The sequence below is a fragment of the Methylobacterium sp. Leaf100 genome (assembly GCF_001422845.1).
Taxonomy (GTDB): Bacteria; Pseudomonadota; Alphaproteobacteria; order Rhizobiales; family Beijerinckiaceae; genus Methylobacterium.
Genome location: NZ_LMMW01000010.1, coordinates 38,589 through 51,017, shown reverse-complemented (window position 1 = coordinate 51,017; position 12,429 = coordinate 38,589). Strand labels below are relative to the sequence as shown.

Below are 12,429 nucleotides of genomic sequence, written 5' to 3'. Positions count from 1 at the left end.
ATCGGGGTGTTCGAGACGCGGGTCGCCACAGGTCTGCCGTTCGCCCACACAATCCGTAAGGCTTTCGCGGTAGCATCTCGGACCTGCGCTCGCCTCCAAGTCGATCCGATGCTCTCGATCCCCGACGTGCCGACCCTTCGTCTCTGCAGCATTTTGGCGAGCGCGGCGTTCGTTGTCGTCTATCTGTCCCTGTGGCGTGCGAGAACCGGCCAATCTTATCTGCTGGATTGGGCGGCGAGTTTCGCCCTCTACGTGGTGACGCTTCTGGGATATGCGCGCTTCGGATACCACCCGGTCGTCGCGGGGATCCTGTGCGGCCTCCTCGGCCTCGGCAACGTTCTCATCCTGACCGGGGTGTACCGGTTCGACGGCGTGAAACCGTTCCGGCCCTGGATGGCCCTGGTGATCCTCCTGCCCTGCGCCGGCTATCTCGGTCCCGCCCTCCTGGGGTATCCGGTGGCCGCCCAGATCGGTGCGACGCTCGGCCTCGTCTTCGACATGCTCGCCGTCGGCACGATCCTGATCGGCGGCCGGAAACTGACCTCGACCGGAGGACGACGCATCGCCGGGTTCGCGCTGCTCGGCTACGTTCCGGGGTACGTCGTAGCGATCCTCATCCTGGCGACCGACGGCGCGATTCCCGATGTCGTGGGGCTCGTGCCGATGCTGTCGGACCAGATGCTGCTGGCGATCCTGAATCTGGGGCTCATCGCCATGCCGGGTGAGCGCGCTCAGAGCGCCCTGCGCCGGATCGCCCTGCGCGACGCTCTCACGGGTGCCCTGAACCGCGCCGGCCTCACGGCCCATGGCCCCACGACCGTGTCCGCGGACACCGCCGTGGTCGCCATCGATATCGATCACTTCAAGGCCATCAATGATCGGTACGGGCATGCGGCCGGCGACGCGGTCCTGGTGCACCTGGCGACCGTCGCCATGCGCCGCGTATCGGGGCGCGACCTCGTGGTGCGTCTCGGCGGGGACGAGTTCGTCGTCGTTCTGGCCGACGCCACCCGGGGTACCGCCTTGGCGTTCGCCGACGATCTACGGCGGAGCTTCGGAACGGTCCCCGATCTGCCGGCCTGGACCGCAAGCATGGGGGTCGCGATGGTCGCATCCGGAGAAACCAGCCTCCTCCCGGCCCTCGCACGGGCCGACCGGGCGCTGTACGACGCCAAGGCCTCGGGCCGCGATCGCGCCGCCGCCTGAGCCGATTCTCGCGCAACGCTCCGCCGCCCCTTCGTTCAGTCCAGCGAAAAGGCCGCCTCCGTGGTGCGGAAGCGGCCTCGATGGAAGCGTGACAGCGAGGTCGAAGGCGCTCTTACTGCCCGGCGCGTGCGCCCGGGACGACGCTGGCACCCTTCCCGCTGCCGAAGGGCTCGTACCGGGTCAGACCGCGGAAGAGTTGCGAGATGAAGGCTCGGTCGGCACCGCTCGTCGGGGTCGAGCGCTCGATGAAGTCGAACACCTTGCCGTCCTGCAAACCGTAGAGCGCCACGCGCTCGACTTTGAAGGCCGGGGTGAAATACACGGCCGTGACCTTCTGGTCCTCGATCTGCTCGCCGAGGAACAGCACCGTACGGCGGGTGTTCTGGCTGATGTAGTACCAGCTCTTGTTGCCCACCGTGGACACCGTGGAGGGGGTACCGAGGATCGTCAGCACCTGCTCGGCGCTCATGCCGGGCTTCACCGTCGCCAGGGCGGCCTGATCGATCTGATAGCCGTGGCGCAGATCCTCGCCGATGCAGCCGGCGAGCCCGGTACCGATGAGGCCCAGGACGGCAAGGCGCGCGAGCGACGGAACGAAACGGCGCGACATCGACCACCCTTGATCTTGCTGAAGAACTGAACGCGTCTGCGGCCTCGAGCCCGACACGGCGACGGATCGCCCGCGGAAGCCGCAAGACGGTTGCACCTTGACCATGCGTTGCCGTACCCCGGGGTTATGGTTTTGACAAGGCAAGCGGGGCCACACCCGGCCCTTCCGCAGCGTCCGCGGCGCGCTGTCCACACGGGAAGGCGAGGCGCATGATCGGCCGTCTGTTCGGGCGAACCAGCGCCCGCGAACGCATGATCCGTGACCTTCACGTGCGCATCAACGCCGCTGCGCGGGTTCCGGCCCTCTACACCGCCCTTGGCGTGCCCGACACGGTAGAGGGGCGCTTCGAGTGCTTGAGCTTGCACGTGATCCTGGTGCTGCGGCGGCTCAACCGGCTGCCCGAGCCCGCAGCGGACGTGGCGCAGGACCTCATCAACGCGATCTTCCTCCAGCTCGATTCGTCCTTGCGGGAGAGCGGGATCGGTGATTTCGGAGTGCCCAAGCGCATGAAGAAGCTCGGTGCCGCCTTCTACGGCCGAGCGGCCGGCTACGATGCGGCCCTCGATGCGGGCGATGGGGACGCTCTCGCGGGGGCACTGGCCCGCAACGTCCTCGGTGGTGCCGCACCGGCTGACGCCGCGGACCTCGCACGCTACGTGACGGCGAGCGACCGGCTGCTCGCGAGCCTCGACCTCGACGCCCTCGTGGAAGTCGGGCCACGCTTCGCCGCCATCGAATCCGCCGCCCAACCGGCGAACCAATCGGGAGTTTCGCGATGACACGGGATCAGGCGGTCGGACCGCTTTCACGCTCGATCCGGGTCGACCGCATGGCGCGCGCCCAGGGCGACTTCATCGTGAGGGCGACGCCGGAGGAATGCGCGGCGCTCGCCGCCGATTTCGGTATCCCGGGGATCCGCGACCTCGTCGGACGCTTCCGCGTCGGCGGCACCCTGGAGAACCTTTCGGTGACGGGTTCCGTCGAGGCCGTGGTGACCCAGATCTGCACGGTGAGCCTCGACGAGTTCGAAGCGCCCGTGCACGAGACCGTCGATGTGGCGTTCACCGATGGCGAGATCCCGACGGGACACGACGCCGAGGAGATCGACGTGCCCGATCCGATCGTCAACGGACGCGTCGATTTCGGGCTGCTGACCGCCGAGTTCCTGGCCATGGGTCTCGATCCGTATCCGCGGAAACCCGGTGTCACGTTCGCCGAATCCGAGCCCGACGCCGACGGAGCGCCCCTCGCGGGCCTGCGGGCCCTGCAGGGCGGCAAGGACTGAGCAGTCCTCTAGGCGGCTCAATCGACGGCTTTGCCTCCATCGGGGCAGATTTCGTTTGCCCGGCGGGCGCGAGTCGCTATTTTCCGCCGCGCCGTGACCGAGGCCGCCCCGATCCGGCCCTCGTCCGCGCGCGCTTTCTCGTTCACGAGGCCTTCGGCGAACTTCATATGTCTCAGAGAGTGTGCATCTCGCTCGACGCCATGGGCGGCGACCACGGCCCAACCACGGTGGTACCGGGCGCCGCCATCGCCCGCGAGCGCCATCCGGAGATGACGTTCCTGATGTTCGGCGACGAGGCGATCCTGGCCCCCCTCGTCGAAGCCGAGCCGCGCCTGAAGGGCGCCGTCGAGATCCGTCACACGGCCCTGGCGATTGCGATGGACGAGAAGCCGAGCCAGGCCGTGCGCACCGGGCGTGGAAAATCCTCCATGTGGAAGGCGATCCAGGCGGTGAAGGACGGCGAGGCCGATGCCGCCGTCTCGGCCGGCAACACCGGCGCCCTCATGGCCATGTCGAAGATCTGCCTCAAGACGCTCGCCGGCATCGAACGCCCGGCCATCGCCTGCCTGTGGCCCACCGTGCGCGGCGAGAGCGTGGTGCTAGACGTCGGCGCCACCATCGGGACGGATGCCGACCACCTCGTGGAGATGGCGCTGATGGGCTCGGCCATGGCCCGCATCGTCTTCGATATCGACCGGCCCACCGTCGGCCTCCTCAATGTCGGCACCGAGGAGATGAAGGGCAACGAGGCGGTGAAGGAAGCGGCCCGCCGCCTGCGCGAGGCCGACCTGCCGAATCTGAGTTATCACGGCTTCGTCGAGGGCAACGATCTCGGCCGCGGCACCGTCGACGTGGTGGTGACGGAGGGCTTCACCGGCAACATCGCCCTGAAGACCGCCGAGGGCACGGCCAAACAGATCGGCACCTACCTGCGTGCGGCCATGAGCCGGACCCTGTCGGCCAAGATCGGATACTTCTTCGCCCGCCAGGCGTTTAAGGCTCTGCGCGAGAAGATGAACCCGAGCCGGGCCAATGGCGGTGTGTTCCTCGGCCTGGAGGGCATCGTGATCAAGAGCCACGGTTCGGAGGACGCGCACGGCTTCGCGGCCGCCGTCGACCTCGCCCACGACATGGCCCGGCACGACCTCATGCGGACCATCCGCGACATGCTCGAACTGACACCGGCGGGGGCCTCGGCATGAGGCTTCTCGGGTGGTCGAGGACACAGCGATGACGTGCCTGCGCTCCGTCGTGGTCGGCTGCGGCTCCGCCCTGCCGGCCCGATGCGTCACCAACGACGAGCTCGCCAAAACCGTCGAGACCTCGGATGACTGGATCGTCCAGCGCACGGGCATCCGCCAGCGCTACCTGTCGGACGCGTCCGAGACGACCTCGCTGCTCGGCACCCGCGCGGCGCAGGCGGCCCTGGACGACGCCGGTCTCACGGCGGCCGACATCGACCTCGTGATCTGCGCCACCTCGACGCCGGACCACACCTTCCCGTCGACGGCCACGCAGATCCAGGCCGGCCTCGGCATGACGGGCGGCGTCGCCTTCGATCTCCAGGCCGTGTGCGCCGGCTTCGTCTACGCCGTCACCACGGCCGACAAGTTTCTCGTCACCGGCGCGGCCCGGCGTGCCCTCGTGGTCGGGGCCGAGACCTTTTCGCGCCTACTGGATTGGGAAGACCGCACCACCTGCGTGCTGTTCGGCGACGGTGCCGGCGCCGTGGTCCTCGAAGCCCGCGAAGGCGAGGGCACCAGCGCCGACCGCGGGGTACTCACCGCCAGTCTGCGTTCCGACGGACGCCATCGTGAAAAGCTCTACGTCGATGGCGGCCCCGGCTCGACGGGCACCACCGGGCACCTCCGCATGACCGGCAAGGAGGTGTTCCGTTTCGCCGTGGGTTCCGTCACGGATGTCATCGACGACGCGTTCCGGGCGTCCGGCACAACGGCCGAGGACCTCGACTGGTTCGTGCCGCACCAGGCCAACCGGCGGATCATCGAGGCGTCGGCCGACAAGCTCGGTATCGCCCGCGACAAGGTGGTGCTCACCGTCGACCGGCACGGCAACACCTCGGCAGCCTCGATACCCCTCGCCCTCGACGTCGCCCGCAAGGATGGGCGGATCAAGGATGGCGACCTCGTGATGATCGAGGCCATCGGCGGCGGCTTCACCTGGGGTGCGGCCCTGATCCGCTGGTGAATCACCCGCACGGTTGACCCCGGCACCAACGCCGATTAGCGTGCCCTCTCAGACAGATAAGCAATAAAACACGAATCGATGCCGGGGGTATGCGCATGTCGGGAAAGACGGTCACACGCGCCGATTTGAGCGAGGCCGTCTATCAGCAGGTCGGCCTCTCGCGCACGGAATCCTCGGCTTTGGTCGAGACGGTGCTGTCTGAAATCTGCACGTGTCTTGCCAGTGGCGAGACGGTGAAGCTGTCGTCGTTCGGGTCCTTTGTGGTTCGCAGCAAAGGGCGGCGTGTCGGCCGCAATCCGAAAACCGGTGTCGAGGTGGCCATCGAGCCGCGTCAGGTCATGGTGTTCAAGCCGTCGAACGTGCTCAAAGCCCGCATCAACGGGCTGAATGGCGCCGGTGATCACGACGACGACGAATGAGGACTCCGATGTCGTTGGCCGCCGCCGACCCCCGCGACACGCCGGACCGGGCCGCTCAGGAGAAGAGTGCGACCGCCTTCCGCACGATCAAGGAAGCGGCCGACGAGCTCGAAGTTCCTCAGCACGTTCTGCGCTTCTGGGAGACGCGGTTCGCGCAGGTCCGCCCGGTCAAGCGGGCCGGCGGACGGCGCTACTACCGACCCGACGACATCGACCTCCTGAAAGGCATCCGCAGCCTGCTCCACGGGCAGGGCTACACCATCAAGGGGGCTCAGGCGATCCTACGCGAGAAGGGGCTCCGCTTCGTCCAGAGCGTCGGGCGTGGCGAGGCCGAAATCGCTGCGGCGTCCCCACCCGAGAACTACGGACCCGAGGAGCTGGATGCGCCTGGGATCGACGGATTGCCCGATGATGCCCGTCCGGTTCTCGAAGCCGTCCTCGACGACCTCTATGCCTGTCGGTCGATCCTGAACGATCTGCAACGCCTATCCGACATGGACGCGTCGACCGACGAGCCGGGGCCCCACCCCTGACGGCCCGCGACGGTCCCGGGACGGACACTGCCAAGTCCGATCGGGACCCTCGACGCGTCGCCTCCGCATCCCCACATCGCATGGACGCGTTCGCCCGCCCGATGCCCTCGCACGGGGACGCGGTCCGCGCCGGAGTGTTCTCGATGCTGCTTGCCCGTTCGACCGCCGCCCTCGTCGCCGGTCTGTTTCTCACCGCACCCGCCTTCGCGCAGACGACCGTGACCCGCAGCGAGACGGCCGCGCCCGGCAAGTCCGTGCGTCTCGCCATCGTGCCGAACCTGAAGAAGGACTGCACGGCCGGGCCGATGCCGGAGATCCGCGTCAGTGGTGCGCCGAAGAACGGGTCTCTCATCACCAAGGTCGGCAAGATCAAGACCCCGGCCAAGTACCGCTGCCCCGGCAAGGAAGCGGCCGTTCAGGCGCTCTTCTACCAGAGCAAGGACGGCTACACCGGCACCGACGAGGTGACCGTGGACGTCAAGGATTCCGACGGAAACGTGCAGACCCAGAACATCCGCATCACCGTCGATGGGTCGAAGAAGGATGCGCCCGCCAAGGATGCGACGAAGGCCGGCACCGACCTCTGAGGCGGACGGAACGCCCACGAGCCGCGCCGTCGCGCATGGTCTGGCTCGGGATTGCCGGGCGCCCGACGATCCCCTGGAACGAGCGGCGTGACACGCGACACAGGCTGGCCCCATGCGATGATCGCACTGCGACAAAACTGGGCCTGTCAGTTGCATCTCAGCCGAGACAAGATGAAGCTGTCGCTGTCGTGAGGGGATCGGAATGCCTATGCCGTCGACGAACGACCTGTTCCAGAGCTTCGCCCGTGGTTACGAGGCGCGCCGCGATACGGAGATGAGCCTCTCCGAATTTCTCGAAGCGTGCCGCGACGAACCGCTGATGTACGCTACGGCGGCCGAGCGCATCCTCGATGCGATCGGCAAGCCGGAATTCGTGGACACCGCCAAGGACCCGCGCCTCGGCCGGGTGTTCATGAACCGCACGATCCGGGTCTACCCGGCCTTCTCCGAGTTCTACGGCATGGAGGAGACCATTGAGCGGATCGTCTCGTTCTTCCGGCACGCCGCACAGGGCTTGGAGGAGCGTAAGCAGATCCTCTACCTCCTCGGCCCCGTGGGTGGCGGTAAATCCTCCCTCGCCGAGCGTCTGAAAGCCCTGATGGAGGTTCACCCCATCTACGTGCTGAAGGCCGACAATGAGGTGTCGCCGGTGTTCGAGAGCCCGCTGGGGCTGTTCGACCCCGAGGTGATGGGGGCCGAGATCCAGGAACGCTACGGCATCCCGCGCCGTCGTCTCACCGGGCTCATGAGCCCCTGGGCGCTGAAGCGCCTGGACGAGTTCAACGGCGACATCTCGCAGTTCAAGGTGATCAAGGTTCGGCCCTCGCGCCTGCGCCAGATCGGTATCGCCAAGACCGAACCAGGCGACGAGAACAACCAGGACATCTCCAGCCTCGTCGGCAAGGTCGATATCCGGCGCCTGGAGACCCTGAGCCAGGCCGATCCCGATGCCTACTCGTATTCCGGCGGCCTCAACCGCGCCAACCAGGGCGTCCTCGAATTCGTCGAGATGTTCAAGGCGCCGATCAAGATGCTGCACCCGTTGCTGACGGCGACGCAGGAGGGCAACTACGTCGGCACCGAGAATATCGGCGCAATCCCGTTCACGGGCATTATTCTGGCCCACTCGAACGAATCCGAGTGGCAGACCTTCAAGGGCAACAAGAACAACGAAGCCTTCATCGACCGCATCTACGTCATCAAAGTGCCGTACTGCCTGCGGGTAACGGAGGAACAGCGGATCTACGAGAAGCTCGTCTCCGGTTCCGAGCTGTCGCAGGCCGCCTGCGCGCCCGGCACCCTGGAGATGCTGGCCCGGTTCTCGGTGCTCTCGCGCCTGCGCGAGCACGCCAACTCCAACGCCTTCTCGAAGATGCGGGTCTACGACGGCGAGAGCTTGCGCGAGGTCGATCCCAGAGCCCGCTCCATGCAGGAGTACAAGGATTCGGCCGGCGTCGACGAGGGCATGGACGGGATCTCGACCCGCTTCGCCTTCAAGGTGATGGCCGCGACTTTCAACCACGACACCACGGAAGTCTCCGCCGACCCCGTGCACCTCATGTACGTGCTGGAGCAGGCCCTGCGCCGCGAGCAACTCCCGCCCGAGACCGAGAAGCGCTACCTCGAATTCATCAAGACCGAGCTGGCGCCGCGCTACGCCGAGTTCATCGGCCACGAGATCCAGAAAGCCTACCTCGAATCGTATCACGATTACGGTCAAAACTTGTTCGACCGCTACATCGACTATGCCGATGCGTGGATCGAGGATCAGGACTTCAAGGATTCCGAGACGGGCCAGCTCCTCAACCGCGAATTGCTGAACCAGGAGCTGACCAAGATCGAAAAACCCGCCGGCATCGCCAATCCGAAGGATTTTCGGAACGAGGTGGTGAAGTTCGCCCTCCGGTCCCGGGCGCAGCATGGTGGTCGCAACCCGTCGTGGACGTCTTACGAAAAACTGCGGGAAGTGATTGAGCGGCGGATGTTCTCCCAGGTCGAGGAGCTGCTGCCGGTCATCTCCTTCGGTTCGAAGAAGGATGGCGACACCGAGAAGAAACACGGTGAGTTCGTCGATCGGATGGTGGCGCGCGGCTACACCGAGCGGCAGGTTCGCCGACTGGTCGAATGGTACATGCGGGTGAAGCAGGCCGGATAGGACGATCCCGCGACGAAGGCGGCCGCCGTCAGGCGGCCGCTTCCGGCCCGTCGAAACCCGCGAGACTCTTGAGGGCGAAGGCAAACACACCGGATGCACATCGTCGACCGTCGCTTGAATCCCGGGGGCAAGAGCCTCGCCAACCGCCAGCGCTTCCTGCGCCGCGTGAAGGACATGGCCCAGCGCGCCGTGCGGGAATCCGCCCGCGAGAAGGACATCAAGGATCTCGGCAAGGACGGGCGCGTGTCGGTGCCCCTGGACGGGGTGCGGGAGCCGCGCTTCGCCCGCCAGGCCGGCACGGGACTGCATGACCACATCCTGCCCGGCAACAAGACCTACGTGGAGGGAGACCGCATCGAGCGCCCGCCCGGCGGCGGGGGCGGCAGGGGCTCCGGCGAGGGCGGAGAGGGCCAGGAGAACAGCGAGGACGCGTTCCGCTTCGTCCTCACCCGCGACGAATTCCTCGAACTCTTCCTCGAAGACCTAGAACTGCCGGATCTGGCCAAGCGCCGCCTCTCGGTGGTGGAGACGGAAGGGTTGCGGAGGGCCGGCTACACCGTGTCGGGCTCGCCCGCGAACCTCGCGCTCACCCGTACGCTGCGCAATTCGATGTCCCGGCGCATCGCCCTCAAGCGCCCGAAGCCCGATGAGCTGGCGGCGTTGGAAGCCCGCATCGCCGAGACGCCGTCGAGCCATCCCGACCTGCCCGACCTGCTCCTGGCCCTGGCGGCCATGCGCGAGCGCACCAAGCGCATTCCCTACGTCGACCCGCTCGATCTGCGCTACCGCCGCTTCGAGGCCTATCCGCGCCCCGTGGCGCAGGCGGTGATGTTCTGCCTCATGGATGTGTCCGGCTCCATGACGGAGCACATGAAGGATCTGGCCAAGCGCTTCTACATCCTGCTGCACATCTTCCTGACCCGGCGCTACCGCCACGTCGAGATCGTCTTCATCCGCCATACCGACAAGGCGACGGAAGTGGACGAGGAGACGTTCTTCGGCTCGCGCGAGACCGGGGGCACCCTGGTCTCGTCGGCGCTGGTGGAGATGAAGCGCGTCATCACCGAGCGCTACGACCCCAACGACTGGAACATCTACGCGGCGCAGGCCTCGGACGGCGACAACGTCTCGTCGGACGGGCCGACCGCCACGGAGTTGCTCCGTGCCCATATCCTGCCCGCCTGCCAGCACTTCGCCTATCTCGAGGTCGGCGACGAGAACGGTCCCCGCGCCGGCTTCGTCGAGCACCGCACCACCCTGTGGCGCACCTACGAGGGCTTGGCCAAATCCGGCGGCGCCATCGCCATGCGCAAGGTCAACCACCGGCGCGACATCTATCCGGTGTTCCGCGAGCTGTTCGGGCGCAAGGACGCGCGGGCGGAAGCGGAAGCCTGAGGCGACGACGGCTTTCTCCTCCCCGTCACGGGGAGGGGAGGCGAGACGAACCGCTTGGGATCAGAGGACGACCATGGTCGGCAGCATCACCCGCCCCACGTTCGATCCGGTGCCGGGCGCCCGGACGCCCCTTTTCACCGGCAACGACTGGGACTTCGACACGATCAAACGAATCCACGACGCCTGCGAGGCCGAGGCGCGGGAACTCGGCCTCTCGTGGTACCCGAACCAGATCGAGATCATCACCGCCGAGCAGATGCTCGATGCCTATGCCTCCATCGGCATGCCGCTGTTCTACAAGCACTGGTCGTTCGGCAAGCACTTCGCCCAGCACGAGTCCAGCTACCGCCGCGGCATGATGGGGCTCGCCTACGAGATCGTCATCAATTCCAACCCGTGCATCTCCTACGTGATGGAGGAGAATACGGCGACGATGCAGACCCTGGTGATCGCCCACGCGGCGTTCGGCCATAATCACTTCTTTAAGAACAACTACCTGTTCAAGCAGTGGACCGACGCCGACGGCATTCTCGATTACCTCGATTTCGCTAAGGCCTACATTACCCGTTGTGAAGAGCGCTACGGCCACGGCGCCGTCGAGCAGGTGCTGGACGCTGCCCATGCATTGATGAACCAGGGTGTCCACCGCTATCCGCGCAAGAAGCGGCCCGATCTCGCCTCGGAGCAGCGGCGCGAACGGGAACGGGCCGAGCACGGCGAGCAGGTCTACAACGACCTCTGGCGCACGCTGCCACAGAAGATCGCCGGCGTGCGCCCCGACCTCGCCGTCGAGCGCCGCAAGGCGCTCCTCGAACTGCCCCAGGAGAATCTGCTCTACTTCCTCGAGAAGGCCGCCCCACGCCTCAGGCCGTGGCAGCGCGAGATCCTGCGCATCGTGCGCCTGGTGGCGCAGTACTTCTACCCGCAGCGCCAGACCAAGGTGATGAACGAGGGCTGCGCCACCTACTGCCACTATCGGATCATGAATTCCCTCTCGCAGAAGGGCCTCATCGGGGAGGCGGCGTACCTCGAATTCTTGACCTCGCACACCAACGTCATCCGCCAGCCGAATTACAACGAGCGCGGCTACGGCGGCCACAACCCCTACGCCATCGGGTTCGCCATGATGCAGGACATCGCCCGCATCGTGGAGCAGCCCACCGAGGAGGACCGGGCCTGGTTCCCCGACATCGCCGGCACGGGCGACGCCATGGCGACCCTGCGCGACATCTGGGCGAACTACCGCGACGAGAGCTTCATCGCGCAGTTCCTGTCTCCGAGGCTCATGCGCGAGATGCGGCTGTTCCATGTGGTCGACGATCCCGACGAGGCGGAACTGCGCGTCGAGGCGATCCACGATGAGCGCGGCTACCGCAAGATGCGTCGCTCCTTCGCCCGCCAGTACGACGTCGCCTGGCTCGATCCGGATATCGAGGTGATGGATGTGGATCTCGAAGGCGATCGCCGCCTCATCGTGCACCACAAGGCGCTCAACCGCATCACCCTGCAGAAGGACGATGCACGACGGGTACTCCAGCACCTTGCCGACCTGTGGGGCTATGACGCCATCCTCAGGGAGATCGATCCGGCGACGGACGACGTTCTGGCCGAGCACCACGCAAGCGCCCGGCCGATCTTCTTCTGATCGACCCGTTGCCGCGCGCACTGGCGGCGGGCGGCGGTGAAACGAGAGACGGGACATGAAAAAGGCCGAGGTGCGATGCACCTCGGCCTTTTCTCGGAGCGGCGGATCCAGCCTCCGGCTGTTTCCGTGCTTTGATTGGTCGGAGTAGCAGGACTTGAACCTGCGACCCCCTGTCCCCCAGACAGGTGCGCTACCGGGCTGCGCTATACTCCGTCAGATCGCTCCGAAATCCGCCGTTCCCCTCTCCCGAACCCATAACACGCATCTCTGGGGGAGGTGCGATCGACCGGGCCGGTGGCGAGTGCGACGCCCCCTTGCGGGGTGGAGGCGTCTTAGCTTTCCGCCCTCCGGGACGCAACCCCTAAGGTGGCTTCGAACATCGGATG

Annotated in this window: 12 protein-coding genes and 1 tRNA gene; 11 read left to right on the top strand and 2 right to left on the bottom strand. The window is 66.5% G+C overall.

Going from position 1 to position 12,429, the window contains the following annotated elements; translation table 11 throughout:
• The first annotated feature begins 108 nt into the window (after positions 1 to 108).
• Complete coding sequence (locus ASF25_RS07705; protein WP_056304254.1) at positions 109 to 1,206, top strand: GGDEF domain-containing protein; 1,098 nt, start codon at positions 109 to 111, stop codon at positions 1,204 to 1,206.
• A gap of 112 nt (positions 1,207 to 1,318) precedes the next feature.
• On the opposite strand, the gene ASF25_RS07700 is transcribed toward ASF25_RS07705, so the two are convergent.
• Entirely contained in the window at positions 1,319 to 1,816 is a 498-nt protein-coding gene (locus ASF25_RS07700; protein WP_056174216.1) for an outer membrane protein assembly factor BamE, read from the bottom strand.
• A 209-nt stretch (positions 1,817 to 2,025) separates the two neighbouring features.
• Between ASF25_RS07700 and ASF25_RS07695 the strand changes: the two genes are divergently transcribed.
• The 10 genes from ASF25_RS07695 (at position 2,026) to ASF25_RS07650 (ending at position 12,043) form a co-directional block, all read left to right on the top strand.
• Entirely contained in the window at positions 2,026 to 2,595 is a 570-nt protein-coding gene (locus ASF25_RS07695; RefSeq protein WP_056304253.1) for a ubiquinol-cytochrome C chaperone family protein, read from the top strand.
• Positions 2,592 to 3,101, top strand: coding sequence for a DUF177 domain-containing protein (locus tag ASF25_RS07690; RefSeq protein WP_056304252.1), 510 nt, complete (start codon positions 2,592 to 2,594; stop codon positions 3,099 to 3,101). The genes ASF25_RS07695 and ASF25_RS07690 overlap by 4 nt, the downstream gene beginning before the upstream one ends.
• A gap of 167 nt (positions 3,102 to 3,268) precedes the next feature.
• On the top strand, positions 3,269 to 4,303 hold the full coding sequence (gene plsX, locus ASF25_RS07685; protein WP_056174222.1) for a phosphate acyltransferase PlsX: 1,035 nt from the start codon (positions 3,269 to 3,271) through the stop codon (positions 4,301 to 4,303).
• Between the two features lie 28 nt (positions 4,304 to 4,331).
• Entirely contained in the window at positions 4,332 to 5,309 is a 978-nt protein-coding gene (locus ASF25_RS07680) for a beta-ketoacyl-ACP synthase III (protein WP_056304251.1), read from the top strand.
• A gap of 95 nt (positions 5,310 to 5,404) precedes the next feature.
• Entirely contained in the window at positions 5,405 to 5,728 is a 324-nt protein-coding gene (locus ASF25_RS07675; RefSeq protein ID WP_056174941.1) for an integration host factor subunit alpha, read from the top strand.
• Positions 5,729 to 5,736: 8 nt separating this feature from the next.
• Entirely contained in the window at positions 5,737 to 6,261 is a 525-nt protein-coding gene (locus tag ASF25_RS07670; RefSeq protein ID WP_056304250.1) for a MerR family transcriptional regulator, read from the top strand.
• Positions 6,262 to 6,404: 143 nt separating this feature from the next.
• The gene (locus ASF25_RS07665; protein ID WP_056174944.1) at positions 6,405 to 6,848 is read left to right on the top strand and encodes a hypothetical protein; all 444 of its coding nucleotides are present in this window, start codon (positions 6,405 to 6,407) and stop codon (positions 6,846 to 6,848) included.
• Between the two features lie 202 nt (positions 6,849 to 7,050).
• A complete protein-coding gene (locus ASF25_RS07660) occupies positions 7,051 to 9,003 on the top strand; it encodes a PrkA family serine protein kinase (protein ID WP_056304249.1) in 1,953 nt (650 codons plus the stop codon).
• 93 nt (positions 9,004 to 9,096) lie between these two features.
• Positions 9,097 to 10,398, top strand: a complete 1,302-nt coding sequence (locus ASF25_RS07655; RefSeq protein ID WP_056304248.1) for a YeaH/YhbH family protein — start codon at positions 9,097 to 9,099, stop codon at positions 10,396 to 10,398.
• 73 nt (positions 10,399 to 10,471) lie between these two features.
• Complete coding sequence (locus ASF25_RS07650; protein ID WP_056304247.1) at positions 10,472 to 12,043, top strand: SpoVR family protein; 1,572 nt, start codon at positions 10,472 to 10,474, stop codon at positions 12,041 to 12,043.
• Positions 12,044 to 12,179: 136 nt separating this feature from the next.
• On the opposite strand, the gene ASF25_RS07645 is transcribed toward ASF25_RS07650, so the two are convergent.
• Positions 12,180 to 12,256 (bottom strand) — tRNA-Pro (locus ASF25_RS07645).
• Positions 12,257 to 12,429: the final 173 nt, after the last annotated feature.

What these genes read in the sequence shown, in the direction of transcription:
- ASF25_RS07660 (WP_056304249.1), top strand. Translation starts at nt 7,051, where the DNA reads ATGCCTATGCCGTCGACGAACGACCTGTTCCAGAGCTTCGCCCGTGGT.
- plsX (WP_056174222.1), top strand. Translation starts at nt 3,269, where the DNA reads ATGTCTCAGAGAGTGTGCATCTCGCTCGACGCCATGGGCGGCGACCAC.
- ASF25_RS07655 (WP_056304248.1), top strand. Translation starts at nt 9,097, where the DNA reads ATGCACATCGTCGACCGTCGCTTGAATCCCGGGGGCAAGAGCCTCGCC.
- ASF25_RS07665 (WP_056174944.1), top strand. Translation starts at nt 6,405, where the DNA reads ATGCTGCTTGCCCGTTCGACCGCCGCCCTCGTCGCCGGTCTGTTTCTC.
- ASF25_RS07705 (WP_056304254.1), top strand. Translation starts at nt 109, where the DNA reads ATGCTCTCGATCCCCGACGTGCCGACCCTTCGTCTCTGCAGCATTTTG.
- ASF25_RS07690 (WP_056304252.1), top strand. Translation starts at nt 2,592, where the DNA reads ATGACACGGGATCAGGCGGTCGGACCGCTTTCACGCTCGATCCGGGTC.
- ASF25_RS07680 (WP_056304251.1), top strand. Translation starts at nt 4,332, where the DNA reads ATGACGTGCCTGCGCTCCGTCGTGGTCGGCTGCGGCTCCGCCCTGCCG.
- ASF25_RS07700 (WP_056174216.1), bottom strand. Translation starts at nt 1,816, where the DNA reads ATGTCGCGCCGTTTCGTTCCGTCGCTCGCGCGCCTTGCCGTCCTGGGC.
- ASF25_RS07670 (WP_056304250.1), top strand. Translation starts at nt 5,737, where the DNA reads ATGTCGTTGGCCGCCGCCGACCCCCGCGACACGCCGGACCGGGCCGCT.
- ASF25_RS07650 (WP_056304247.1), top strand. Translation starts at nt 10,472, where the DNA reads ATGGTCGGCAGCATCACCCGCCCCACGTTCGATCCGGTGCCGGGCGCC.
- ASF25_RS07695 (WP_056304253.1), top strand. Translation starts at nt 2,026, where the DNA reads ATGATCGGCCGTCTGTTCGGGCGAACCAGCGCCCGCGAACGCATGATC.
- ASF25_RS07675 (WP_056174941.1), top strand. Translation starts at nt 5,405, where the DNA reads ATGTCGGGAAAGACGGTCACACGCGCCGATTTGAGCGAGGCCGTCTAT.